The sequence below is a fragment of the Micromonospora sp. KLBMP9576 genome (assembly GCF_050941805.1).
Lineage (GTDB): Bacteria > Actinomycetota > Actinomycetes > Mycobacteriales > Micromonosporaceae > Micromonospora.
The window spans coordinates 5,432,496-5,452,454 of sequence record NZ_CP194567.1; the positions used below are offsets into that span (position 1 = coordinate 5,432,496).

The following is a 19,959-nucleotide window of genomic DNA, read 5'->3' on the forward strand; positions in this document are numbered from 1 at the left end:
ACCAACCAAGTAGGAATACTGCGGATTGGACGGACCATGAGACGGCTTCCCCGGCGCCGGTGGGTGTCCCTGGCCACCCTCGCCGCCGTCGGTGCGGTGACCCTCGGCACCGCCGCCGCCTGCGGCGACAACAGCGGGAACGCGGGCGGCGGCTCCGGCCCGACGCCCCTGCGGCTCGGCTACTTCCCCAACATCACCCACGCGCCGGCCGTGGTCGGCGTCGAGAAGGGCATCTTCGCCGGGAAGCTCGGCGACGGCGTCAAGCTGGAGACGAAGACCTTCAACGCCGGCCCCGCCGCGATCGAGGCCATCTTCTCCGGCGCGCTCGACGCCACGTACATCGGGCCGAACCCGACGGTGAACGCCTTCTCGAAGTCCAGGGGCGAGGCCGTCCGGGTCATCTCCGGCGCGGCCTCCGGCGGCGTCGCGCTCGTCGTCAAGCCCGGGATCACCTCGGTGGAACAGCTCCGGGGCCGCAAGATCGCCACCCCGCAGCTCGGCAACACCCAGGACGTGGCCGTGCGCCACTGGCTCAGGGAGAAGGGCCTCACGACGACCAAGGAGGGCGGCGGCGACGTCAAGATCGTTCCACAGGAGAACGCCCAGACGGTGGAGACGTTCGGCAGCGGGGCCATCGACGGCGCCTGGGTACCCGAGCCGTTCGCGTCCCGCCTCGTCAACGCCGGCGGCAAGGTGCTCGTCGACGAGCGCGACCTCTGGCCGGACCGGAAGTTCGTGATCACCAACCTGATCGTCAGCACCAAGTTCCTCAAGGCCCACCCCGACGTGGTGAAGAAGCTGGTCGAGGGGCAGGTGGCCGCCAACGAGTTCGTCAACGGCAGACCCGACGAGGCACACCAGGCCATCTCCGAACACATCGGGAAGATCAGCGGCAAGCCGCTCGACCTCACACTGATCAAGCAGGCCTGGCCGACGCTGGAGTTCACCAACGACCCGATCGCCTCGTCGCTGAAGACCGGCCTCGACCACGCCGTCGCCGTCGGGCTCACCCAACCGGTCGACCTCGACGGGCTCTACGACCTCAGTCACCTCAACGAGGTGCTCAGGGCCCAGGGCGGGCCCGAGGTCGCCCAGCCATGACGTCGACCACGACGACGCCGCGCGGCGCCACCGGCTCGGTCGCCCTGCACGGCGTCACCAAGGTGTACGGGCGCGGCACGAACGCCGTCCTCGCCCTGGACGGGGTCTCCCTCGACGTCGCGCCCGGCGAGTTCGTCTGCCTGGTCGGAGCCTCCGGCTGCGGCAAGAGCACCCTGCTCAACCTGGTCGCCGGCCTCGACCGGCCCAGCGGCGGACGGATCGCCCTCGACGAGGGCGTCGAGCCGGGGCTGATGTTCCAGGAGCCGGCCCTCTTCCCCTGGCTGACCGTCGAGGGCAACGTGGAGGTGCCGCTCAAGCTGCGCGGGCTGCCCCGGGCCGCCCGCCGGGAGCGGGTCGCCGAGTTGCTCACCACGGTGCACCTGGCCGACTTCGGTCGCAAGCGCCCGCACGAGCTGTCCGGCGGGATGCGCCAGCGGGTCGCGCTGGCCCGCACCCTCGCCCTGGACGCGCCGGTGCTGCTGATGGACGAGCCGTTCGGCGCACTCGACGCGATGACCCGGGACATCCTGCACGACGAGCTGGAACGGATCTGGACGCAACGGCGGCTCAGCGTGCTCTTCGTGACCCACAACGTCCGCGAGGCGGCCCGGCTCGCCGACCGGATCATCCTGCTCTCCAGCCGCCCCGGCCGGATCATCTGGTCCACGCCGGTCGATGTGCCCCGGCCGCGCCGCATCGACTCCCCCGAGGTCGCCGCGATCGCCGCCGAGGTCACCGACCGCCTACGCAGGGAGGTGGGCCGCCATGGCCGGTGACACCCTCACCACCGTGCCGCGTACCGGGGCGGAGATCTCCGGGCTGGACGCCCTGGAACTGGCCGGCCGGGATGAGGGCGGCCCCCGGGCGAGCCGGCTCTGGGCGGCGACCTGGCCCAAGCTGGCCGCCCTCGCCCTGACCCTCGGCGTGTGGCAGGTGCTGGTCTGGACCGGCTGGAAGCCCGCGTACGCGTTACCCGGCCCGGTCACCGTGGGGCAGGAACTGCTCCGGCAGCTCGGCGGCGTCCAGCTCTGGGACGGGCTGGCCACCACCCTGCGCCGGGCCGCCCTCGGATACCTCTTCTCGGTCGCCGTCGGCCTGCTGCTCGGTCTCGCGGTCGCCCGGTCGCGGTTCCTGCGCGCCGCGATCGGCTCGATGATCACCGCGTTGCAGACGATGCCCTCGATCGCCTGGTTCCCGCTGGCGATCCTGCTGTTCGAGTTGAGCGAGAAGGCGATCTTCTTCGTGGTGGTGCTCGGCGCGGCGCCGTCCATCGCCAACGGCGTCATCGCCGGCGTGGACTACGTCCCACCGCTGCTGCTGCGCGCCGGCCGCAACCTCGGCGCCCACGGGTGGAAGCTGTACCGGTACGTCATCGCGCCCGCCGCCCTGCCCGCCATCGTGGCCGGGCTCAAGCAGGGCTGGGCGTTCTCCTGGCGCAGCCTGATGGCCGGCGAGCTGATCGTGGTCGGCATCTCGCAGACCTCGCTGGGCGCGCAGCTCACCTACGCGCGGGAGTTCTCCGACTCCCCCTGGCTGATCGCCACGATGATCGTGATCCTGGTGCTGGGCCTGGCGGTCGACGCCGCGTTCGGGGCGGCGGACCGGGCGATCCGGCGCCGCTGGGGCGTCCTCGACCAGGCGGGCCAGTGACGTGTACGTCTCCGCGCGCAGTGACTACGCGCTCCGGGCCATGCTCGTCGTCGCCACCGCCTTCCCCGGTCGGCGGCGGCGAGCTGGTCAAGGCCGGCGCCCTGGCCGACAGCCAGGGCATCCCGCTGAGCTTCCTGCGGGGCATCCTGGTCGACCTGTGCCGGGCCGGCCTGCTGGTCAGCCACCGGGGCAGCGTCGACCGGACCACCCTCGCCGATCTGCTCCGCGCGGGACACCGGCCGGCCGGTGCCGAGCAGAGCCACCCGGGCTGAGCCGGAGGGGCGGAGCCCCGGTCGCGGCGCGACTCAGCCGGTGGTGGTGCCCGGCCGCTCCGTCGGGGTGCGCAGCTCGACCGGAGCCGCCGGCGCGGCCCCGTCGGGCGTGGTGTGCCACGGGGTGAAGACCGCGACCAGGGCGAGCAGCAACCCGGCGAACGCCACCGCGAGCACCAGCAGCAGTTCCCGTGCCGCGCCCGAACTGGCGTCGCCCGCCATGGTCACCCCTCCCCCGCCGGGCGATGCCGCCCGGTTCTTCCCCCGCCCCACAGCCTTCACCACACGCCACGGCGGAAACAGTCGCCGATCGGACGCAAAGTCCGCTGATTCCGGACTCGACAGGGGGCGGACGTGAAACGCCGGGCCCGGGCACAAGTGCCCGGACCCGGCGGATGAAGCGGGGAAGGTAGGTCAGGAGGCGCGCGGCCGACGGGGCCGGCGCGGGCGGCCCGAGGCGCGGTGCGGTGCCCGGCCGCCGTCACCGGCGCGACCGGCGGAACCGGCCTGCGGCGCGGGCAGCGCGATCGTCACCGGCACACCGGACGGCTCCCGGGCACCGGTCACCCGGGCCAGGGCCGCGTCGCCCGAACGCACCTGGACGGACTCGGGCCGGATGCCGGCGGTCGACATCAGCCGGGACACGTCCCGGCGCTGCTCCGGCAGGACCAGGGTGACCACCGCGCCGGACTCCCCCGCCCGGGCGGTACGCCCACCCCGGTGCAGGTAGTCCTTCGCCTCGGCGGGCGGGTCCACGTTGACCACCATGTCCAGGCCGTCCACGTGGATGCCCCGGGCCGCCACGTCGGTGGCGACCAGCGCCGTCACCTGCCCGGTGCGGAACTGCTCCAGGATCCGGGTGCGCTGCGGCTGCGACTTGCCGCCGTGCAGGGCTGCCGCGCGTACGCCCTTCGACAGCAGCTGGCGGGCCAGCCGGTCGGCGCGGTGCTTGGTGCCCATGAAGAGGATGGTCCGGCCCTCGCGGGCGGCGATCCAGGTCAGCGCGGTCGGCTTGTCCAGCGCGTCGACGTGCAGCACGTGGTGGGTCATCGCGGTCACCGTGGCGGTGCCCGGGTCCACCGAGTGGGTCACGGGGCTGCTCAGGAAGCGGCGGACCAGCCGGTCCACGCCGCCGTCCAGGGTGGCCGAGAAGAGCATCCGCTGGCCGTCCGGGGCGACCTGCTCCAGCAGCTTCGTGACCTGCGGCAGGAAGCCCATGTCGGCCATCTGGTCGGCCTCGTCGAGCACGGTGATGGCGACCTGGTCCAACCGGGCGTCGCCACGGTTGATCAGGTCGTGCAGCCGCCCGGGGGTGGCCACGACCAGCTCGACACCCGATCGCAGGGCGTCCGCCTGGCGTTGCAGGGACAGGCCGCCGACGACCGTGGCGCAACGCAGCCCGACGGCCCGGGCATACGGCTCGAGTGCGGTGGTGACCTGCTGGGCCAGCTCACGGGTCGGCACCAGCACCAGGGCCAGCGGCCGTCCCGCCCGGGCCCGCCGGCCGGCGGTGCGCGACAGCAGGGGAAGCCCGAAGGCGAGCGTCTTGCCGGAGCCGGTACGGCCCCGACCGAGCACGTCGCGGCCGGCGAGCGAGTCCGGCAGGGTCGCCGACTGGATCGGGAACGGCTCGGTGATGCCCTGGGCGGTCAGCTCGGCGAGCAACGCCGGGGCCAGCCCGGTATGGGCAAAAGACGGAATGACAGTGGTCATGCGGAAGCCTTCCTCGACGGCGGCACGTGTCGAGGGAGGGCGCCGAGAGGGCGCTGTCACCGGCGGGCGAACCGCGGATGACTCACAAGCACGAACCGAAAGGGTTACGGGGCCCGGCCCGCCGCCGGCCCGCCGCCTGCTCACGCAGGTCGACGGTGGGGCGGACCGGTCCCGTCACCGCGCCCGGAAGGGCGCGGTGGGTGTTACGTCAGATCCGAAGATCAGAGCGGGCGGATGTTCTCCGCCTGCGGGCCCTTCTGGCCCTGGGTCACCTCGAACTCGACCCGCTGGTTCTCGTCCAGGCTCCGGTAGCCGGAGGACTGGATCGCCGAGAAGTGGGCGAAGACGTCGGCGCCGCCGCCGTCGGGGGTGATGAAGCCGAAGCCCTTGTCAGCGTTGAACCACTTGACGGTGCCAATAGCCATTTGTTTCGTCTCCTTGACGGAACGTCGAACCCACACCTGTTGTGGGCTCGAAAGGAGCGCGCCAGCGGAACTGCCTGGCTCGCTTGTCGCTTCTGGTCGCCCCGCCCGGAGAACTCCGGACACAACAAAGAGCGCCTGGGCCACAATCCTCCAGGCGCACACAGAGTCTCTGGGAACCATAACTGCAACGCGACCAACCTAGCACGTATCCGCCGCCGAGGCACCCCCTGCCGGGATTTCCGGCAGGGCGGCGATCAACGCGGTCAGCCCGTCGGCGTCGAGCAGGTCCGCCGGGCGGACCGTGACCCCGTCCCGCACGTAGTGGAACGCCGCGCCCACCCGCTCCACCGGCACACCCGCCAACTCCGCCCAGGCCAGCCGGTAGACCGCGAGCTGCACGGCGGCCACGTCGGCGGCGGGGCCGACGGGCTGCCGACCGGTCTTCCAGTCGACCACGTCGAACCGACCGCCCGGCCGGGCGAAGACGGCGTCCATCCGCCCCCGGACCACCACCCGGGCGATCACCGTGGCGAAGGGCACCTCCACCTCGACCGGCACCCGGTCGGCCCACTCGCTGGCCAGAAAGCGCTCCTGGAGCTCCGCCAGCGCCTCGTCCGGCGCCGCGTCCGCGTCGGCCGCACCCGGCAGCTCGTCCAGGTCGAGCAGCCGGTCGGCGCCGAATCGCTGCTCCAACCAGGTGTGGAAGGCGGTGCCCCGGCGGGCGTACGGGTTGGGCTCCGTGGGCAACGGACGGCGCAGCGCGCGGGCCAGCGCCGCCGGATCCCGGCGCAGCGCCACCAACTGGGTCACCGACAGCTGACCGGGCAGCGCCACCTCCACCGCACCGGACTGCCGGGTCAGCTCGGCCCGCTCGGCGAGCAGCAGATCGGCCTCCCGCCGCCACCGGGCCACGTCCGGGTCGTCGACCGCACCCTGCGGGCCCTGCCCGGCGTCGTCGCCGTCGGCAGCGGAGCCGCGGGCCCCCTCGGCGCCGGCAGGCGGACGGCCGGCGGCGTCGCCACCGGTGAGGGAGCGGCGGACCAGGGCCGCCGCCTCGGCCAGCGTCGGCCGGCTGGCGCCCAGCGGATCGGCGGGCCACTCCGCCCGCAGCACCACCTCGGTCGTCGGATTGACCGCGTCGCCCGGTGGCTCCGGCGCCCACTCGTCGACCAGGTGCCCCGCGCGGGCCGCCAGGCAGGCGTCGTGCACCTCCCGCAGCAGCACCGACGGGCCGCGCGAACGCTTCGTGCCCTCCCCCCACCAGTAGCCCGAGCAGAGCAGCAGCCGCCGGGGCCGGGTCACCGCCACGTACGCCAGCCGGCGCTCCTCCCGCTCGTCGTGCGCCCGCCACGCGTCGGTGAAATCCTCCAGCGCCCGGGCCACCCCCCGCTGGTCCTCGGCCTCGGCCAGGCCCAGCTCGGGCAGCCCGTCGGCGTCGCCGCGCAGCGGGAACGGCAGCACGCCCAGGCCGCCGAGCCAGTGGTCGGAGTTGCGTACCGGCCCCGGCCAGACGCCCCGGGTGAGCCCGGCCACCGCGACCACGTCCCATTCCAGGCCCTTCGCGGCGTGCGCGGTGAGGATCTGCACCGCCCCCTCGACCACCTCCACCTCGCCCGGGGTGAGGCCGCGCTCCTCGTCCTCGGCCGCCGCCAGGTAGGCCAGGAAACCCGACAGGGTCGCGCTCGGCGTCTCGCCACTGAACCGCGCCGCGACGTCACCGAGCGCGTCCAGGTGCCCCCGGGCCAGGCCGGCGTCCCCGGCCCCGTCCCGGCCGGCCCGCACCGCCACCTCCACGTCCAGGCCGATCGTCCGCTCGATGTCGGCGATCAGCTCCGGCAGGGACTGGTCCAGCCGGTAGCGCAGCAGGCCCAGCTCCCGGCCGTACGCCCGCAGCCGCGCGTAGCCCTCCGCCGAGTACGCCTGTGCCGGGCCCGGATCCGCCAGCGCCTCGACCAGGGTCGCCTCGTCGAGCAGGTCCGGGGTGATCTCCGGGGTGCCGTCGTCGGCGAGTTTGCGCCGGGCCGCCGCGATGGCCTTCGCCCGGCGGTGCAGGGCCACCAGGTCGCGTGGCCCGATCCGCCAACGCGCACCGGTCAACAGCCGCAGCAGCGCCGCCCCGTCCGTCGGGTCGGCCAGCACCCGCAGCGTGCACACCACGTCCCGCACCTCGGGGGTGTCCAGCAGGCCGCCCAGGCCGACCACCTCGACCGGCAGGCCACGCTCGCGCAGCGCCGACTCGATCGCCGGGATCTGGCTGCGCAACCGCACGAGCACCGCGGTCGTGGGTCGCTGTGGCACCGGGATGTGCTCGGGCAGCACGCCCGGCATCCTGGCCGCCCCCCGCCACGCGTTCAGCACGCTGTCGGCGATCCAGTCGGCCTCGTCGGCGTACGTCCGCAGCAGGGCGCAGTGCACGGTGCCGCCGGCGGCGCCACGGGCGCTGCGGTGCGGCACCGGGTCCCTGACGCTCATCGCGGCGTGCAGCTCCGGCACCCGGGCGCCGGCGGCGCGCAGCGGGGTGGCCAGGGCGTTGGCGACGCCGAGGATCTCCGGCCGGTTGCGCCAGCTCGTGGTGAGCGTGAGCACCTCGGCCGGCGTGCCCCCGGTGCGGGCGAACTCGGCGGGGAAGCGGTCCAGGGTGCCGGCGCTCGCCCCGCGCCAGCCGTAGATCGACTGACACGGGTCACCGACGGCCGTCACCGGGTGGCCGCCGCCGAAGAGCGCGTTGAGCAGCACCACCTGGGCGTGGCTGGTGTCCTGGTATTCGTCCAGCAGCACCACGCGGTAGCGGTCCCGCTCGATCGCGCCGACCGCCGGGTGGTCCCGGGCCACCCGGGCCGCCCGGGCGAGCTGGTCGGCGAAGTCCATCGCCTCGAAGTCCTCCTTGCGCCGGGCGTACGCGCGCACCAGCGGAAGCAGCTTCAGCCGGGTCCGCTGCAGGTGCAGCGCCTTGCGCACGTCGGCGTAGACCCGCCCGGGACGCGCCTGCACCTCGGCGTAGAAGCGGCCCGTCCACGCGGCCAGCGCGTCCGGATCGACCAGGTGCTCGTCCAGCTCGCCGGCGAGGGCCAGCACCGCGTCGGTGACCGTGCTCGGCATCCGGTCCACCCCCGACATGTCGCCGTCGTAGTTGCGCACCAGCAGATCGACCAACTGCCAGCGGGACGCCTCGGTGAGCAGCCGGGTGGACGGTTCGTAGCCGGCCCGCAGCCCGTGCTCGGTGACGATCCGGCCGGCGTACGAGTGGTAGGTGGAGACGGTCGGCTCCCCGGCCAGCGGGTCGTCGAGCGGGTCGCGCCCCCGCCGCCCGAGCCGCCGCACCAACTGGTCGAGCCGGGTACGCACCCGGTGCGCCAGCTCCCCGGCGGCCTTGCGGGTGAAGGTCAGCCCGAGCACCTGTTCCGGGCGCACGTACGAGTTGGCGACCAGCCAGAGCACCCGGGCGGCCATCGTCTCCGTCTTGCCCGACCCGGCGCCGGCTACCACCAGCAGCGGCTCCACGGGGGCGGCGATGATCGCCGCCTGTTCCCGGGTCGGCACGGGCAGGCCCAGCAGCTTCGCCAGCTCCACCGGGGTGTACCGGGGGCCGACGGTGGCGGCCCGGGGCGCGGGGGTCGCGCTGCTGAACAGGGCGGGCTGCGTCACTGCGGGGTTCGCAAGCTCACGGGTGCTCCGGACGGCGGGGGGTCGGTGGCTCGACCACCTGGCGGCCCTGCCCGGAGACCGGGCAGCTCGTCCGCACCGGGCAGACCCGGCACTTCGAGTTGGCGACCGCCGCGAAGGTGGCGGCGGCCATCGTATCGGCGGTGCGGCGCACCAGCGCGGTCGCCCAGCCGGCCTCCGGGCCCTCGCCGGCGGGCGACTGGCTCTGTTCCTTCGCGTCCTTCGCGCCGGTGCCGAGCTGCACCAGGGCCGCCCCGCCGGACTCCGCGCCGAAGTCGGCGAAGCCCCCCGCCTCCACCGCCGCCTGGTAGGCGCCGAGCTGCGGGTGTTCGGCGAGGTCGCTGGCCGTGACGGCGGTGGACTTGCCGGTCTTGAGGTCGACCACGACCAACCGGCCGTCCTCGTCAATCTCCAGCCGGTCCACCCGGCCCACCAGCTCGACCGGTCGGTGCGGGTCGTCGAGGCGCACCGCGAACTCGTGCTCGATGGCGAGCAGCCGGCGCGGGTTCGCCGCCAGCCAGCGCAGCAGCTTGTCCACCATCGCCTCGGCGCGGCTGTGCTCCGGCCCGACCATCCAGCGGGCGGCCAGCTCGATCGCGTCGAACCGGGCGGCCACGTAGTCCAGCAGGGCGCCCCGGTCGGCGCTGGCGTCCTCGGCGAGCATCGCGGCGGCGTGCACCAGGTTGCCGACGCCCTGGGCGGCGCTGGCCGGCGGGCTGCCGCCGTGCCGTTCCAGCAGCCAGCGCAGGCTGCACCGCAGCGCGCTCTCCATCGCCGACGGTGTGACCCGGACCGGCTCGCCCTCGTCGACCAGCGGGCGGTCGTCGGAGAGCTGCCGCAGCCCCCACCAGTCGTCCGGGTGCGCGCCGGCCACCCCGGCGGCGGCGAGCCGGGCCAGCTCCGCCGCCGCCGCCTGCCGCCGGGCGTAGGGCGCGGCCGGGTCACCGACGGCGGTACGCAGCTCCGCCACCAGTGCCGGCAGGGTCAGCGCCCGGGGCGGGCGGCTCACCGGCAGCGCGCCCGGCCGGTCCGGTTGCTCCCCGGCCCCGCCGGGACCGCCATCCCCGGCCCGCCGCCGCACGTCCCCCTCCGGCCCCGCCGCACCGGTGACCGCCGAATCCGCCCCGTCGGAGGGCGGCCCGTCGGGACCCGCCCCACCCGGGGGCGGCCCGTCGGGGTCCGGATCGTCGCCGGGGGCGGGCGGGGCGGTCGGGCCCAACTCGTACAGGAAGCGGCTCGGCTGCTCCTCGTGGTCGTCGCCGCCCACGGCGGCGGAGGCGACCGCGCTGACCAGCAGCCGCCGCCGGGCCCGGGTGGCCGCGACGTGGAACAGCCGGCGCTCCTCGTCGAGCAGCGCCGAGGTCTGCCCGACCAGGGCGGCCACCGCACCGGCACCGGCCGCCCGGCCGGCGAGCACGTCGACCAGGCGTTCCGAGCCGAGCAGGCTGCCGCGCAGCCGCAGATCGGGCCAGACCCCCTCCTGCACCCCGGCGACCGCCACCAGGTCCCACTCCAGGCCCTTCGCGGCGTGGGCGGTGAGCAGCCGCACCGCCTCCCCCCGGTCGGCGGTCGGGGCGAGGGTGTCGGCCGGCAGGTCCTGGCCGAGGACGTGGTCGAGGAAGACCTCCGTGCGCGCACCGGGCAGCCGGTCGGTGAACCGGGCCGCCGCGTCGAAGAGCACCATCACGGCGTCGAGGTCACGGTCGGCCGCCTCGGCGCGGCGACGCCGGGCGACGTCGCCCTCGCCGGCCACCGTCTGACCACGGCCGGTCGCCGCGGACCACAGCTCGGCGAGCCCGCTGGCCCGCCAGACCGCCCAGAGCACGTCCTCCGCCGTGGCGCCGGGCCGCGCGGCGGTCTCCCGGGCGACGGCCAGCAGGCCGGCGACGGTCTGCGCCGGCTCCGCCCAGTGCCGCTCGATCGCCGCCAGCTCGGCCGGGTCGCGCAGTGCCCGCACGATCAGCTCACCGGAGGGCCGACGATCGCCGCCGGCCAGCGCCAGGGCGCGCAGCCCCTGGCGCAGCCGCCGCTCGGCCAGCGGGTCGGCGCCGCCGAGCGGCGAGTGCAGCAGGGCGACGGCGGCCTCCTCGTCGAGCCGCTCGGGCTCCAGGGCGCAGCGCAGCAGGAGCAGCAGCGGCGCGACCGCCGGTTGCAGGTGCAGCGGCAGGTCCTCGCCGTGCACGACGGTGGGCACCCCGGCGGCGTGCAGGGCGCGCTGCAGCGAGGGCAGTTGCCGCCCGGTGGAGCGCACCAGCACGGCCATCTCCGACCAGGGCACGCCGTCGAGCAGGTGCGCCTCGCGCAGCGCGTGCGCCAGCCAGGCCGCCTCGCTGGTGGCCGAGCGGAAGGTGTGCACCTCGACCGAGCCGGGCGGCGCGTCGGGCAGCGGACGCAGCCGCCGGTGCGCCGCCGGGCCGCGCAGCCGCCGCGCGAGGCGGCCGGACGCGGCGAGCAGCCCGGAGCCGGCCCGGTAGGAGGTGCTGAGCACCACCTGTGCGGCGGGCGCCCCCGAGGCGGTGCGGAAGCGGTGCGGGAACGTGGTCACCCCCGCCGGGTCCGCGCCACGGAACGCGTAGGTGGAGGAATCCGGGTCGGCGAACGCGACAAGTGGCTTGCCTCCCCCGGCCACCGTCGCGAGCAGTTCCTGCTGCGCCGGGTCGGTGTCGGCCAACTCGTCGACGTAGACGTACGCCAGGCGGCGGCGCTCCGCCGCGAGCAGCTCGGGGTCGTCGAGCAGCATCCCGGTGGCGGCCCGGACCAGCTCCGCCGGGTCGTACGCGACGGAGCCCCGGTTGCTGACGTCGCGCAGCGCGAGCACCGCCACGTATTCCCGCAGGAAGCGCGCGGCGGCGGGCCAGTCGGCGCGGCCGAGCTTCTCGCCCAGCCGGGCCAGCTCGACGGGGCCGACGCCCCGCTCGGCGGCGCGCATCAGCAGGTCGCGTAGCTGTGCCGCGAAGGCCCGGGTGCGCAGCGCGGGGCGCAGGTCCTCCGGCCACCCGACCGGGTCGTCGTCGGGCGCCTCGCCGACCACGTCGAGCAGCTCGCGGATGATCAGATCCTGCTCCGGCCCGGTGAGCAGCCGGGGGGACGGCTCGCCCCGCTCGGCCGCCGCCCGGCGCAGCAGCCCGAAGGCGTACGCCGGGAGGGTCCGCACGAGCGGCTCGCGCAGCACGCGGTGCCCGCCCTCGGCGACCCGGGCCTCGATCCGCTGGCGCAGCGCGGTGGCGGCCCGGCGGCCGAAGGTGAGCACCAGGATCCGCTCCGGGTCGACGCCCTCGCTCACCCGCGCGGCGACGGCCTCGACCAGCGTGCCGGTCTTGCCCGTGCCCGGCCCGCCGAGCACCAGCATCGGCCCGTCGGTGTGCGCCACGATCTCCGCCTGGCGTGGATCGCCCCGCCACGCCCCGTCACGCGCGCCCTCGCCGGCACGCCGTTCGTCCCCGGTCGGCCCGCCGGACCGACCGTCCCCCCGGGCCGGCCCGCCGACGCGGTGGTCCCCCCGGGCCACCTCGGCAGGCCGACGCACCAGCCGGTACGCCTGCATTCGTCCATCCCATCACGCCGGTACGACACCCTGGCCCCGCCACCCCGCCGGCGACGGGCGTCAGGCCAGGCGGAGTTCCAGGGCGTCCAGGGCGGCGGGGACCGTGTCGGCCACGGTGAGCAGGCCGAGGCCCGCGGGCTTCAGGAACGCCTGGTCGGCCAGCGCGCCCAGCCAGTCGAGCACCGGGCGGTAGAAGCCGTCGGTGTCGACCAGCACCATCGGCTTGGTGTGCAGGGTCAGGGTGGCGGTCGTCCAGACCTCGAACAGCTCGTCCAGGGTGCCGAGCCCGCCGGGCAGGGTGAGGAACGCGTCCGACTTGTCGATCATCAGGGTCTTGCGGCTGGCCATCGAGTCGGTGACGAGCAGCTCGTCCGACGCCAGGTCGGCGACCTCCAGGTCGACGAGCGACTGCGGGATCACCCCGATGGTCCGGCCGCCGGCGGCCCGCGCCCCGTCCGCCAGCGCGCCCATCATGCCGACGCACCCGCCGCCGCTGACGAGTGTGTGCCCGCGCCGGGCGATCTCCGCGCCCGTCCCGGCCGCGAGGTCCAGCCAGCGCTGGTCGAGGGTACGGGAGGAGGCGCAGAACACGCAGATCGCCGCCACCTCAGCGCTCCCCGTTCTCGTCGCCCGCCTCGGCGGCGGCCCGCCGCTCGCTGGTGGCGACGGCGACGGCCTCCTCGCGGACCGCCTCCTGCTCGACGTTGAGGGCGGCCTCGGCCGCGACGATGTGCCGTACCGCCGCGTCGACGTCGTCGGTCACGCGGATCAGTTCCAGGTCGACCGGCCCGATCTTGCCGTCGGCGGCCATGGTGTCGCGCAGCCAGTCGAGCAGGCCACCCCAGTAGCTCTCGCCCATCAGCACCACGGGGAACCGGGTGACCTTGCCGGTCTGCACCAGGGTCAGCGCCTCGAAGAGCTCGTCCATGGTGCCGAACCCGCCGGGCAGCACGACGAACGCCTGGGCGTACTTGACGAACATGGTCTTGCGCGCGAAGAAGTAGCGGAAGTCGACGGCCAGGTCGACCCAGTCGTTGAGGCCCTGCTCGAAGGGGAGTTCGATGCCGAGGCCGACGGAGAGCCCGCCGGCCTCGCTGGCGCCCCGGTTCGCCGCCTCCATCACGCCCGGCCCGCCGCCGGTGATGACCGCGTAGCCGGCTCGGGCCAGGGCCCCGCCCAGCGCCTCGGCGAGCTGGCACTCCGGGCTCTCCGGCCGGCTGCGGGCGGACCCGAAGACGCTGACCGCCGGCGGCAGGTCGGCGAGGGTGTCGAAGCCCTCGACGAACTCGGAGAGGATGCGCAGCGCCCGCCAGGCGTCCTTGGTCTTCCAGTCGCCGCGCCCGCGAGAATCGAGCAGGCGCTGGTCGGCGGTGCTGCCCGTGATCGCCTGCCTGCGCAGCGTCACGGCACCCCGGTGCCGCTCCTGTCCCGGCTCGCGGCCGGCCTCCCGCCCGTTGCTCTGACCCATGGGAGCAACCGTAGTGGAGCGGCCGCCGCCGGGTGCGGGCACCGCGAGCCGGCAGGGCCGAAGGCCGGGCCCGCGGGCAGGGCGAGCGGACCCGGCCGCACCCCGACGGCCGGAAAGATTTTCCGGATCATGGGCAACTAATTCGGTGGCCCGGACGTCTTACTATTCACATACCGGGTATGCCCGGCGCGCGCCTTCGGGGGAGGAGTCAGCGTGATCAGCAACACCGAGATGATCCGGATCCGGCGGCAGATGCAGCGCCGCATCCGCGACGTGGTGGCCGAGCGCCGCCGCGACCGCCTGATGGAACCGGCCACCGACCAGGACGGCCAGCCCGACGCCCGGCCCACGGCCGACACGTCCGCGACCGTCTGACCCGCACCGACGGCCTCGCCGACCTCGGCCCCGGCGCCCCCGTAGGGAAGGTCCGCGTCGGTCGACGCGGACCTTCCCTACGGGCCGGGGGACGCCTCGCCGCGCCCGCGTCCGTCAGGCGGCGGCGAGCCAGCGGCGCAGGGTGTCGGCGCCGGCCCGGATCTTGCTGATCTCGACGTGCTCGTCGGGGTGGTGGGCCAGGTTGGGGTCGCCGGGGCCGAAGTTCAGCGCCGGGATGCCCAGCGCGGCGAACCGGGCCACGTCCGTCCAGCCCAGCTTGCCGATCGGCGCGGCACCCACCGCCGCGAGGAACTCCTTGGCCGGGGCCGCCTCCAGCCCGGGCCGGGCACCGGCGGCCGAATCCGTGATCCGCACCTCGAAGCCGGCGAAGACCTCCCGCAGGTGCGCCTCGGCCTCGGCCGGGGTGCGGTCCGGCGCGAACCGGTAGTTGACCTCGACCTCGCACCGGTCGGGCACCACGTTGCCGGCCACCCCGCCCTGGATGCGGACCGCGTTCATGCCCTCCCGGTAGTCGCAGCCGTCGATGGTGACCCGGCGCGCCTCGTAGTTGGCCAGCCGGTCGAGCACCTCGCCGGCCGCGTGGATCGCGTTCACCCCGTGCCAGGACCGGGCCGAGTGGGCGCGTACGCCGGTGGTGGTGACCACCGAGCGCATGGTGCCCTGGCAGCCGGCCTCCACGATGCCGTGCGTCGGCTCCAGCAGGACCGCGAAGTCCGCCTCCAGCCACTGCGGGTACGCCTCGGCGACCAGGAAGAGGCCGTTGTACTTCTGCTCGATCTCCTCCGCCTCGTAGAAGAAGTACGTCACGTCGTAGCGCGGGTCCGCCAGGTGCACCGCCAGGTGCAGCGCGTACGCCACGCCGGACTTCATGTCGGAGGTGCCGCAGCCGTACATCAGGTCGCCGCGGGTGGTGGACGGGAAGTTGTTGTTCAGCGGCACCGTGTCCAGGTGACCGGCGAGCACCACCCGCTGGTCACGGCCCAGGTCGGTACGCGCCATCACCGTGTTGCCGTGCCGGTGGGTGCTCAGGTGCGGCACACCCCGCAGCACCTGCTCCACGCAGTCGGCGATCGCCTTCTCGTTGAGGGACACGGACTCTATGTCGACCAGCACACGGGTCAGAGCCACCGGATCGGCGAGGACCTCGGGGGTCAGCGGGTTCTCCATGCTCCGCACGGTACCGTCAGATCCGGCGCGCGCACGGGACGCGCTTTCCACCGCCGGCCCGGGTGGGACGCGGCCGCGCGGAGCAGCACGAACGAGAGGCGAACCAGTGACGTCCGAATCCGCCTGGGGCATCGGCCTGGCCACCGTGACCGCTGACGACCAGGTGCTCGACACCTGGTACCCGACCGGCAAGTTGGGGCTCGGCAAGCTGCCGCTGGTCGCCGGCGAGGACGAGGCGGACGTGCTGGACCTGCCGCCGGGGGCGGTCGGCGACCGGGCGCTGCCCGGGCTGCGTACCGTCCAGGTGGTCACCGTGATCGGCTCGCTGGACGACCCGATCTCCGACGCCGCCGACGCGTACCTGCGGCTGCACCTGCTCTCCCACCGCCTGGTGCGGCCCAACGGGCTCAACCTCGACGGCATCTTCGGCAAGCTGGCCAACGTGGCCTGGACGTCCGCCGGGCCGTGCCCGCCGGAGCGGGTCGACGAGCTGCGGGTCGTCGAGCGGGCCGCCGGTCGCCACCTGGCCGTGTACGGGGTGGACAAGTTCCCCCGGATGACCGACTACGTGGTGCCGTCGGGCGTGCGGATCGCCGACGCCGACCGGGTGCGGCTCGGCGCGCACCTGGCGGCCGGCACCACCGTCATGCACGAGGGGTTCGTCAACTTCAACGCCGGCACGCTCGGCACCTCGATGGTCGAGGGGCGCATCGTGCAGGGCGTGGTGGTCGGCGACGGCTCCGACATCGGCGGCGGCGCCTCGATCATGGGCACCCTCTCCGGCGGCGGCACCGACCGGGTGCGCATCGGCGAGCGCAGCCTGGTCGGCGCGAACGCCGGCGTGGGCATCTCGCTGGGCGACGACTGCGTGATCGAGGCCGGCTGCTACCTCACCGCCGCTTCCAAGATCACGCTGCCGGACGGCCGGGTGGTCAAGGCCCGCGAGCTCTCCGGGGTCGACGGCCTGCTGTTCTGGCGCAACTCGGTCACCGGGGCGCTGGAGGCGAGGCAGCGCAGCGGCCGGGGCATCGAACTGAACGCCGCGCTGCACGCCAACGACTGACGGTCGCCCCGTCGGGTCCGCGGTCGCCCACGGACCCGACGGGGGTACGCCTCAGCGCAGCCGGTACGCCTGGATGACGCGCTGGGTCACCGTGTTGCCGGCCGTGTCCCGGGCGGTGGCCCGCAGCGAGACGTGTCCGACGCCGGCCGGGTGCTGCACGGTGGCCGTCCAGCCGTGACCGCCGGGGCGGACCCGGGCCCGCTGCCAGGTCTTCCCGCCGTCGTAGGAGGCCTCCACGCCCAGCTCGGCGACCCGGGCCGAGGGCGCGCCCGGCTGCCGCTGCACCGTCACCGGGATGACGAAGCTCCGGCCCGCCGGGGCGGCGTTGTCGCGGTCCAGTCGGGGCGCGAACCGGATCGCCGACGCCGGTAGCGCCGCCGGGTCGTCCCCGGCGACGTGCCGGGACCGGAACGTCCAGGTGGCCGACACCTCGGTCGAGAGGTCGGTGAAGCTCCGCTTCGACGACACCTCCAGCCGGTAGTCGGCAGCGCCCGGCGGCACGTCGAACCCGCCGTACGCCGGGTCGGGCGTCTGGCCGACCAGCACTCCGTCGCGGTAGAGGGCGGTGCGGGCGGAGTCGGCGACCGAGCCGCCCGGGTGTCCCTCGGCGTCACTGTGCAGCGGCAGGTCGACCTCGATGCGGTCGCCCTGGCGGGTGATCCCCGCCGCCGGGAACGACGGCCCGTACGGCGCGCTGTTCCAGCTCTCCCGGTAGTGCCGCCCGGCGCGCAGGCTCCGTTCCTCGGCGAACAGGATCGCCTTGAGGTCGAGCCAGCCGTCGTCGGTGGGCACCCCGAAGTCCAGCTCGGAGGACCAGCGCACGGCCCGGGTGTTGTAGTGCTCGACCCGCTGCCCCGGCGTGGCGGTGCGCAGGCCGGCCGCCCAGCCGCCCAGGTCGGGATCCCGGTGCGGGAAGACCAGGCGGTCGGTGAGCAGCCCCGGGCTGCCGCCGTCGAACCGGTGGGTGACGGTCGCCAGGTCCCTCGCCCGGTAGTGCCGCACGAAGCCGGTGGGCATCCGGCCGGACATGCCCTCGCTGAGGGCGTACAGGTAGGGGCTGCTCGCCGCCTCCAGGTCGGCCCACTGGCTGCTGATCGAGGCGAGGAAGCGCTCCCCGGAGACCGCCCGGCCGAGCCCGGCCGTGTACAGGCCGGTGAAGTCGGAGGCCAGCATGCCGAAGGTGTAGGAGCCCTCGTCGGCGAGGAAGCTCGCCTCGGTGACGACGAGCGCCGGGGTGGCCGAGCGCCGCGGGACGCTCATCCGGACCGGCTTGCCCTGTCGGGCGTCGACCGTGATCCGGGTGTCCCCGGCGACCGCCAGCTCCGGCTGGACGAGTTGGGTGGTACCGACGTACTCGTCGCCGGCCAGCTCGTACACGTAGCTGACCAGCCCGTAGCGGCCCTTGGGGAGTCGCAGCTCCGCGACGCCGTCCGCGTCGTACAGGTCGTAGACGTCGAATCCGTCCAGCGCGACCAGCATGGTGCTGTGCTCCCCGGTGAGCGCACCGGCGCGGTTGAGGTGCCGGGCCGTCACGGTGTAGCTCTCCACCTCCCGGTGCACGGCCAGCGGGACGCCGGCCACCGCGTTGTCGCCCCGGACCACGATCCGGCCGGTGTAGTGGCCGTCGGGGCCGCCGAGGCGGGTGTCGGCGGTGACGGTGGTGCTCGCCGTGCCGCCGGCCGGGACGGTGATCCGGGTCGCGCCGAGGGTGAACATGCCGGCCGGCGCGGGCGCGCCGTCCGGGCCGGTCGCCTCGACGGCCAGTTCGAGGTCCGTCGCGTCCGAGCTGTCGTTGCGCCAGGTCACCGTGCGGGTGATCGGGGTGTCGTCGCCGTGCGGCCAGAGTGCCCGCCCGAACGACACGCTCGGCGGGTCGTTGGTCAGGTGCTGCCAGGTCGCCTTGGCCAGGTCGACCCGCCCGGCCCCCTGCTCGTACGCGGTCAGCTCCGGGTGCGGCTTCGCCGAGGACATCAGGAGTGCCTTGAGCCGGCCGGCCTTGTGGTCGGGGTGCTGCTGGGCCATCAGCGCCGCCGCGCCGGCGACGTGCGGGGCGGCCATCGAGGTGCCGGACAGCGCCACGTACCCCTCCCCCGCCGGGTCGCCGATCACCCCGTCGCGGCTGCGCGCCGCCACGATCCCGACCCCGGGGGCCGTGATGTCGGGCTTGATCGCGTCGTCGCCGGTGCGGGGGCCACGGCTGGAGAAGTCGGCCAGGTCGTCGTTACGGTCGACGGCGCCCACCGAGAGGGCGGCGTCGGCGGTGCTGGGGGAACTGACCGGGGCGAAGTCGCCCGAGTTGCCGGCGCTGATCACGAAGAGGGTGCCGGTCTGCGCGGTGAGCGTGTTGACGGCCTCCTCCAGCGGGTCGACCTCCGGGGTGTCGAAGCCGCCGAGACTCAGGTTGACGACGTGGGCCTGCTGCTCGACCGCGGCCCACTGCATGCCGGCGAGGATCGCCGACTCGGTGCAGCCGTACGTCTCGCAGACCTTGCCGTCGAGCAGCGTCGCGTCCGGTGCCACGCCCCGGTGCCGGCCGCCGGAGGCGGCGCCGCTGCCGGCGATGGTCGAGGCGACGTGGGTGCCGTGCCCCACGACGTCGCCCGGCGCGGTCTCCTCGGTGAAGTTCCGCGCCTGTGCCACCCGACCGGCGAGGTCCGGATGGGTGGCGTCGACCCCCGTGTCCAGCACGGCGACCCGGACACCGCGGCCGGTCCAGCCGTTGCGGTGGGCCTCCGGCGCACCGATCTGCGGCACGCTGTGCTCGAGCGTGAGCTGCCGCCGGCCGTCGAGCCAGATCCGGTCGGCGCCCCCTGCCACGCCGACCCTCGCGTCGGCGGCGGTGACCGCCGCCCAGACCTGCGCGGCCCGCCGCTTGCTGGCCGTCGCGGCGAGCCCGCCGACGGCGGGCAGCTCGCGGGTGACAGTCAGCCCGCCGGGCACGGCCGAGCGCCGGACCGCGCCGGTGCCGGCGGTGATCAGCAGGGGCAGGTTGTCGCGCCGGGCGTCGTCGTAGCCGGCCGCGACCAGTTCGGTGACGTCGAAGAGCCGCCGGTCGAGGCGGCCGGCCCGGATCGGCGCCAGGGCGTCCTCGGGCACCACCGAGAGGTGGCCCCGGTCGCGCCGGGTCAGAAACCGGACGTCCTCGCGCCCGGGTCCGGGGCGCACGCTGGCCCCGGCGCCGGTGACCGTGACCCGGTCGCCGGTGAGCAGGGTGACGGTGGCCGTGCGGCTGTCGTCCGCTCCGGTGGGGGGTGGCGCGGTGCGGCCGGCCGTCGGGCCGGGACGGGCGGCCGGGTCGGCGGGTGCCTGGGCGGCGGCCATGCCGGGGGTGCCGAGCACCATGCCGAGCACGAGACCGAGACCGACCAGTTTTCTTCTTCGCTGCAACGGATCCTCCTCGTCGGGCGTTACTACCTGTGGAGAGAGACGCATTGACGGTTATCAGAGTTGCATACCGGGTATGCAAAATGAAGACACGAAGATGACAGACCAGCCAA

General features: G+C 74.8%; 15 protein-coding genes. 6 read left to right on the plus strand and 9 right to left on the minus strand.

Annotation, left to right across the window (positions count from 1 at the left end; translation table 11 throughout):
• Positions 1–36 precede the first annotated feature (36 nt).
• From ACQ452_RS23995 to ACQ452_RS24010, 4 genes are read left to right on the plus strand one after another with little or no spacing between them, the layout of a single operon-like run.
• A complete protein-coding gene (locus ACQ452_RS23995; RefSeq protein WP_433387511.1) occupies positions 37–1,101 on the plus strand; it encodes an ABC transporter substrate-binding protein in 1,065 nt (354 codons plus the stop codon).
• Positions 1,098–1,877 carry an ABC transporter ATP-binding protein gene (locus tag ACQ452_RS24000; protein ID WP_433387512.1) on the plus strand — a complete coding sequence of 260 codons (780 nt, stop codon included), beginning with the start codon at positions 1,098–1,100 and terminating at the stop codon, positions 1,875–1,877. The genes ACQ452_RS23995 and ACQ452_RS24000 overlap by 4 nt, the downstream gene beginning before the upstream one ends.
• On the plus strand, positions 1,867–2,751 hold the full coding sequence (locus tag ACQ452_RS24005) for an ABC transporter permease (protein ID WP_433387514.1): 885 nt from the start codon (positions 1,867–1,869) through the stop codon (positions 2,749–2,751). The genes ACQ452_RS24000 and ACQ452_RS24005 overlap by 11 nt, the downstream gene beginning before the upstream one ends.
• Before the next feature lie 20 nt (positions 2,752–2,771).
• Positions 2,772–3,023, plus strand: coding sequence for a hypothetical protein (locus ACQ452_RS24010; protein ID WP_433387516.1), 252 nt, complete (start codon positions 2,772–2,774; stop codon positions 3,021–3,023).
• A 33-nt stretch (positions 3,024–3,056) separates the two neighbouring features.
• On the opposite strand, the gene ACQ452_RS24015 is transcribed toward ACQ452_RS24010, so the two are convergent.
• The 7 genes from ACQ452_RS24015 to ACQ452_RS24045 form a co-directional block, all read right to left on the minus strand.
• A complete protein-coding gene (locus ACQ452_RS24015; RefSeq protein ID WP_433387517.1) occupies positions 3,057–3,245 on the minus strand; it encodes a hypothetical protein in 189 nt (62 codons plus the stop codon).
• A gap of 192 nt (positions 3,246–3,437) precedes the next feature.
• Entirely contained in the window at positions 3,438–4,736 is a 1,299-nt protein-coding gene (locus tag ACQ452_RS24020) for a DEAD/DEAH box helicase (RefSeq protein WP_433387518.1), read from the minus strand.
• A gap of 221 nt (positions 4,737–4,957) precedes the next feature.
• Positions 4,958–5,161: a transcription antiterminator/RNA stability regulator CspE gene (cspE, locus tag ACQ452_RS24025; protein ID WP_007464836.1), complete on the minus strand. Its 204-nt coding sequence runs from the start codon at positions 5,159–5,161 to the stop codon at positions 4,958–4,960.
• 198 nt (positions 5,162–5,359) lie between these two features.
• On the minus strand, positions 5,360–8,806 hold the full coding sequence (locus tag ACQ452_RS24030) for an ATP-dependent helicase (protein ID WP_433387520.1): 3,447 nt from the start codon (positions 8,804–8,806) through the stop codon (positions 5,360–5,362).
• 16 nt (positions 8,807–8,822) lie between these two features.
• Positions 8,823–12,368 carry an ATP-dependent helicase gene (locus ACQ452_RS24035; RefSeq protein ID WP_433387521.1) on the minus strand — a complete coding sequence of 1,182 codons (3,546 nt, stop codon included), beginning with the start codon at positions 12,366–12,368 and terminating at the stop codon, positions 8,823–8,825.
• Positions 12,369–12,428: 60 nt separating this feature from the next.
• On the minus strand, positions 12,429–12,974 hold the full coding sequence (locus ACQ452_RS24040; RefSeq protein WP_433387523.1) for a TIGR00730 family Rossman fold protein: 546 nt from the start codon (positions 12,972–12,974) through the stop codon (positions 12,429–12,431).
• Between the two features lies 1 nt (position 12,975).
• Entirely contained in the window at positions 12,976–13,836 is an 861-nt protein-coding gene (locus ACQ452_RS24045) for a TIGR00730 family Rossman fold protein (RefSeq protein ID WP_433387525.1), read from the minus strand.
• A 213-nt stretch (positions 13,837–14,049) separates the two neighbouring features.
• On the opposite strand from ACQ452_RS24045, the gene ACQ452_RS24050 reads away from it, so the two are divergent.
• Positions 14,050–14,211, plus strand: a complete 162-nt coding sequence (locus ACQ452_RS24050) for a hypothetical protein (RefSeq protein ID WP_433387527.1) — start codon at positions 14,050–14,052, stop codon at positions 14,209–14,211.
• A 114-nt stretch (positions 14,212–14,325) separates the two neighbouring features.
• On the opposite strand, the gene dapE is transcribed toward ACQ452_RS24050, so the two are convergent.
• Positions 14,326–15,399, minus strand: a complete 1,074-nt coding sequence (dapE, locus tag ACQ452_RS24055) for a succinyl-diaminopimelate desuccinylase (RefSeq protein WP_433387529.1) — start codon at positions 15,397–15,399, stop codon at positions 14,326–14,328.
• Positions 15,400–15,505: 106 nt separating this feature from the next.
• On the opposite strand from dapE, the gene dapD reads away from it, so the two are divergent.
• Positions 15,506–16,462 (plus strand): 2,3,4,5-tetrahydropyridine-2,6-dicarboxylate N-succinyltransferase, encoded by a 957-nt coding sequence (gene dapD / locus ACQ452_RS24060; RefSeq protein WP_433387530.1) that lies wholly within the window; start codon positions 15,506–15,508, stop codon positions 16,460–16,462.
• Positions 16,463–16,513: 51 nt separating this feature from the next.
• Here the strand turns inward: dapD and ACQ452_RS24065 are convergent, their stop codons facing one another.
• On the minus strand, positions 16,514–19,894 hold the full coding sequence (locus ACQ452_RS24065) for a S8 family serine peptidase (RefSeq protein ID WP_433387532.1): 3,381 nt from the start codon (positions 19,892–19,894) through the stop codon (positions 16,514–16,516).
• Positions 19,895–19,959: the final 65 nt, after the last annotated feature.

Excerpts from the sequence above, each read along its gene's own strand:
- ACQ452_RS23995 (WP_433387511.1), top strand. The coding sequence starts at position 37 with ATGAGACGGCTTCCCCGGCGCCGGTGGGTGTCCCTGGCCACCCTCGCC.
- ACQ452_RS24000 (WP_433387512.1), top strand. The coding sequence starts at position 1,098 with ATGACGTCGACCACGACGACGCCGCGCGGCGCCACCGGCTCGGTCGCC.
- ACQ452_RS24005 (WP_433387514.1), top strand. The coding sequence starts at position 1,867 with ATGGCCGGTGACACCCTCACCACCGTGCCGCGTACCGGGGCGGAGATC.
- ACQ452_RS24015 (WP_433387517.1), bottom strand. The coding sequence starts at position 3,245 with ATGGCGGGCGACGCCAGTTCGGGCGCGGCACGGGAACTGCTGCTGGTG.
- ACQ452_RS24020 (WP_433387518.1), bottom strand. The coding sequence starts at position 4,736 with ATGACCACTGTCATTCCGTCTTTTGCCCATACCGGGCTGGCCCCGGCG.
- cspE (WP_007464836.1), bottom strand. The coding sequence starts at position 5,161 with ATGGCTATTGGCACCGTCAAGTGGTTCAACGCTGACAAGGGCTTCGGC.
- ACQ452_RS24035 (WP_433387521.1), bottom strand. The coding sequence starts at position 12,368 with ATGCAGGCGTACCGGCTGGTGCGTCGGCCTGCCGAGGTGGCCCGGGGG.
- ACQ452_RS24045 (WP_433387525.1), bottom strand. The coding sequence starts at position 13,836 with ATGGGTCAGAGCAACGGGCGGGAGGCCGGCCGCGAGCCGGGACAGGAG.
- dapE (WP_433387529.1), bottom strand. The coding sequence starts at position 15,399 with ATGGAGAACCCGCTGACCCCCGAGGTCCTCGCCGATCCGGTGGCTCTG.
- ACQ452_RS24065 (WP_433387532.1), bottom strand. The coding sequence starts at position 19,894 with ATGCGTCTCTCTCCACAGGTAGTAACGCCCGACGAGGAGGATCCGTTG.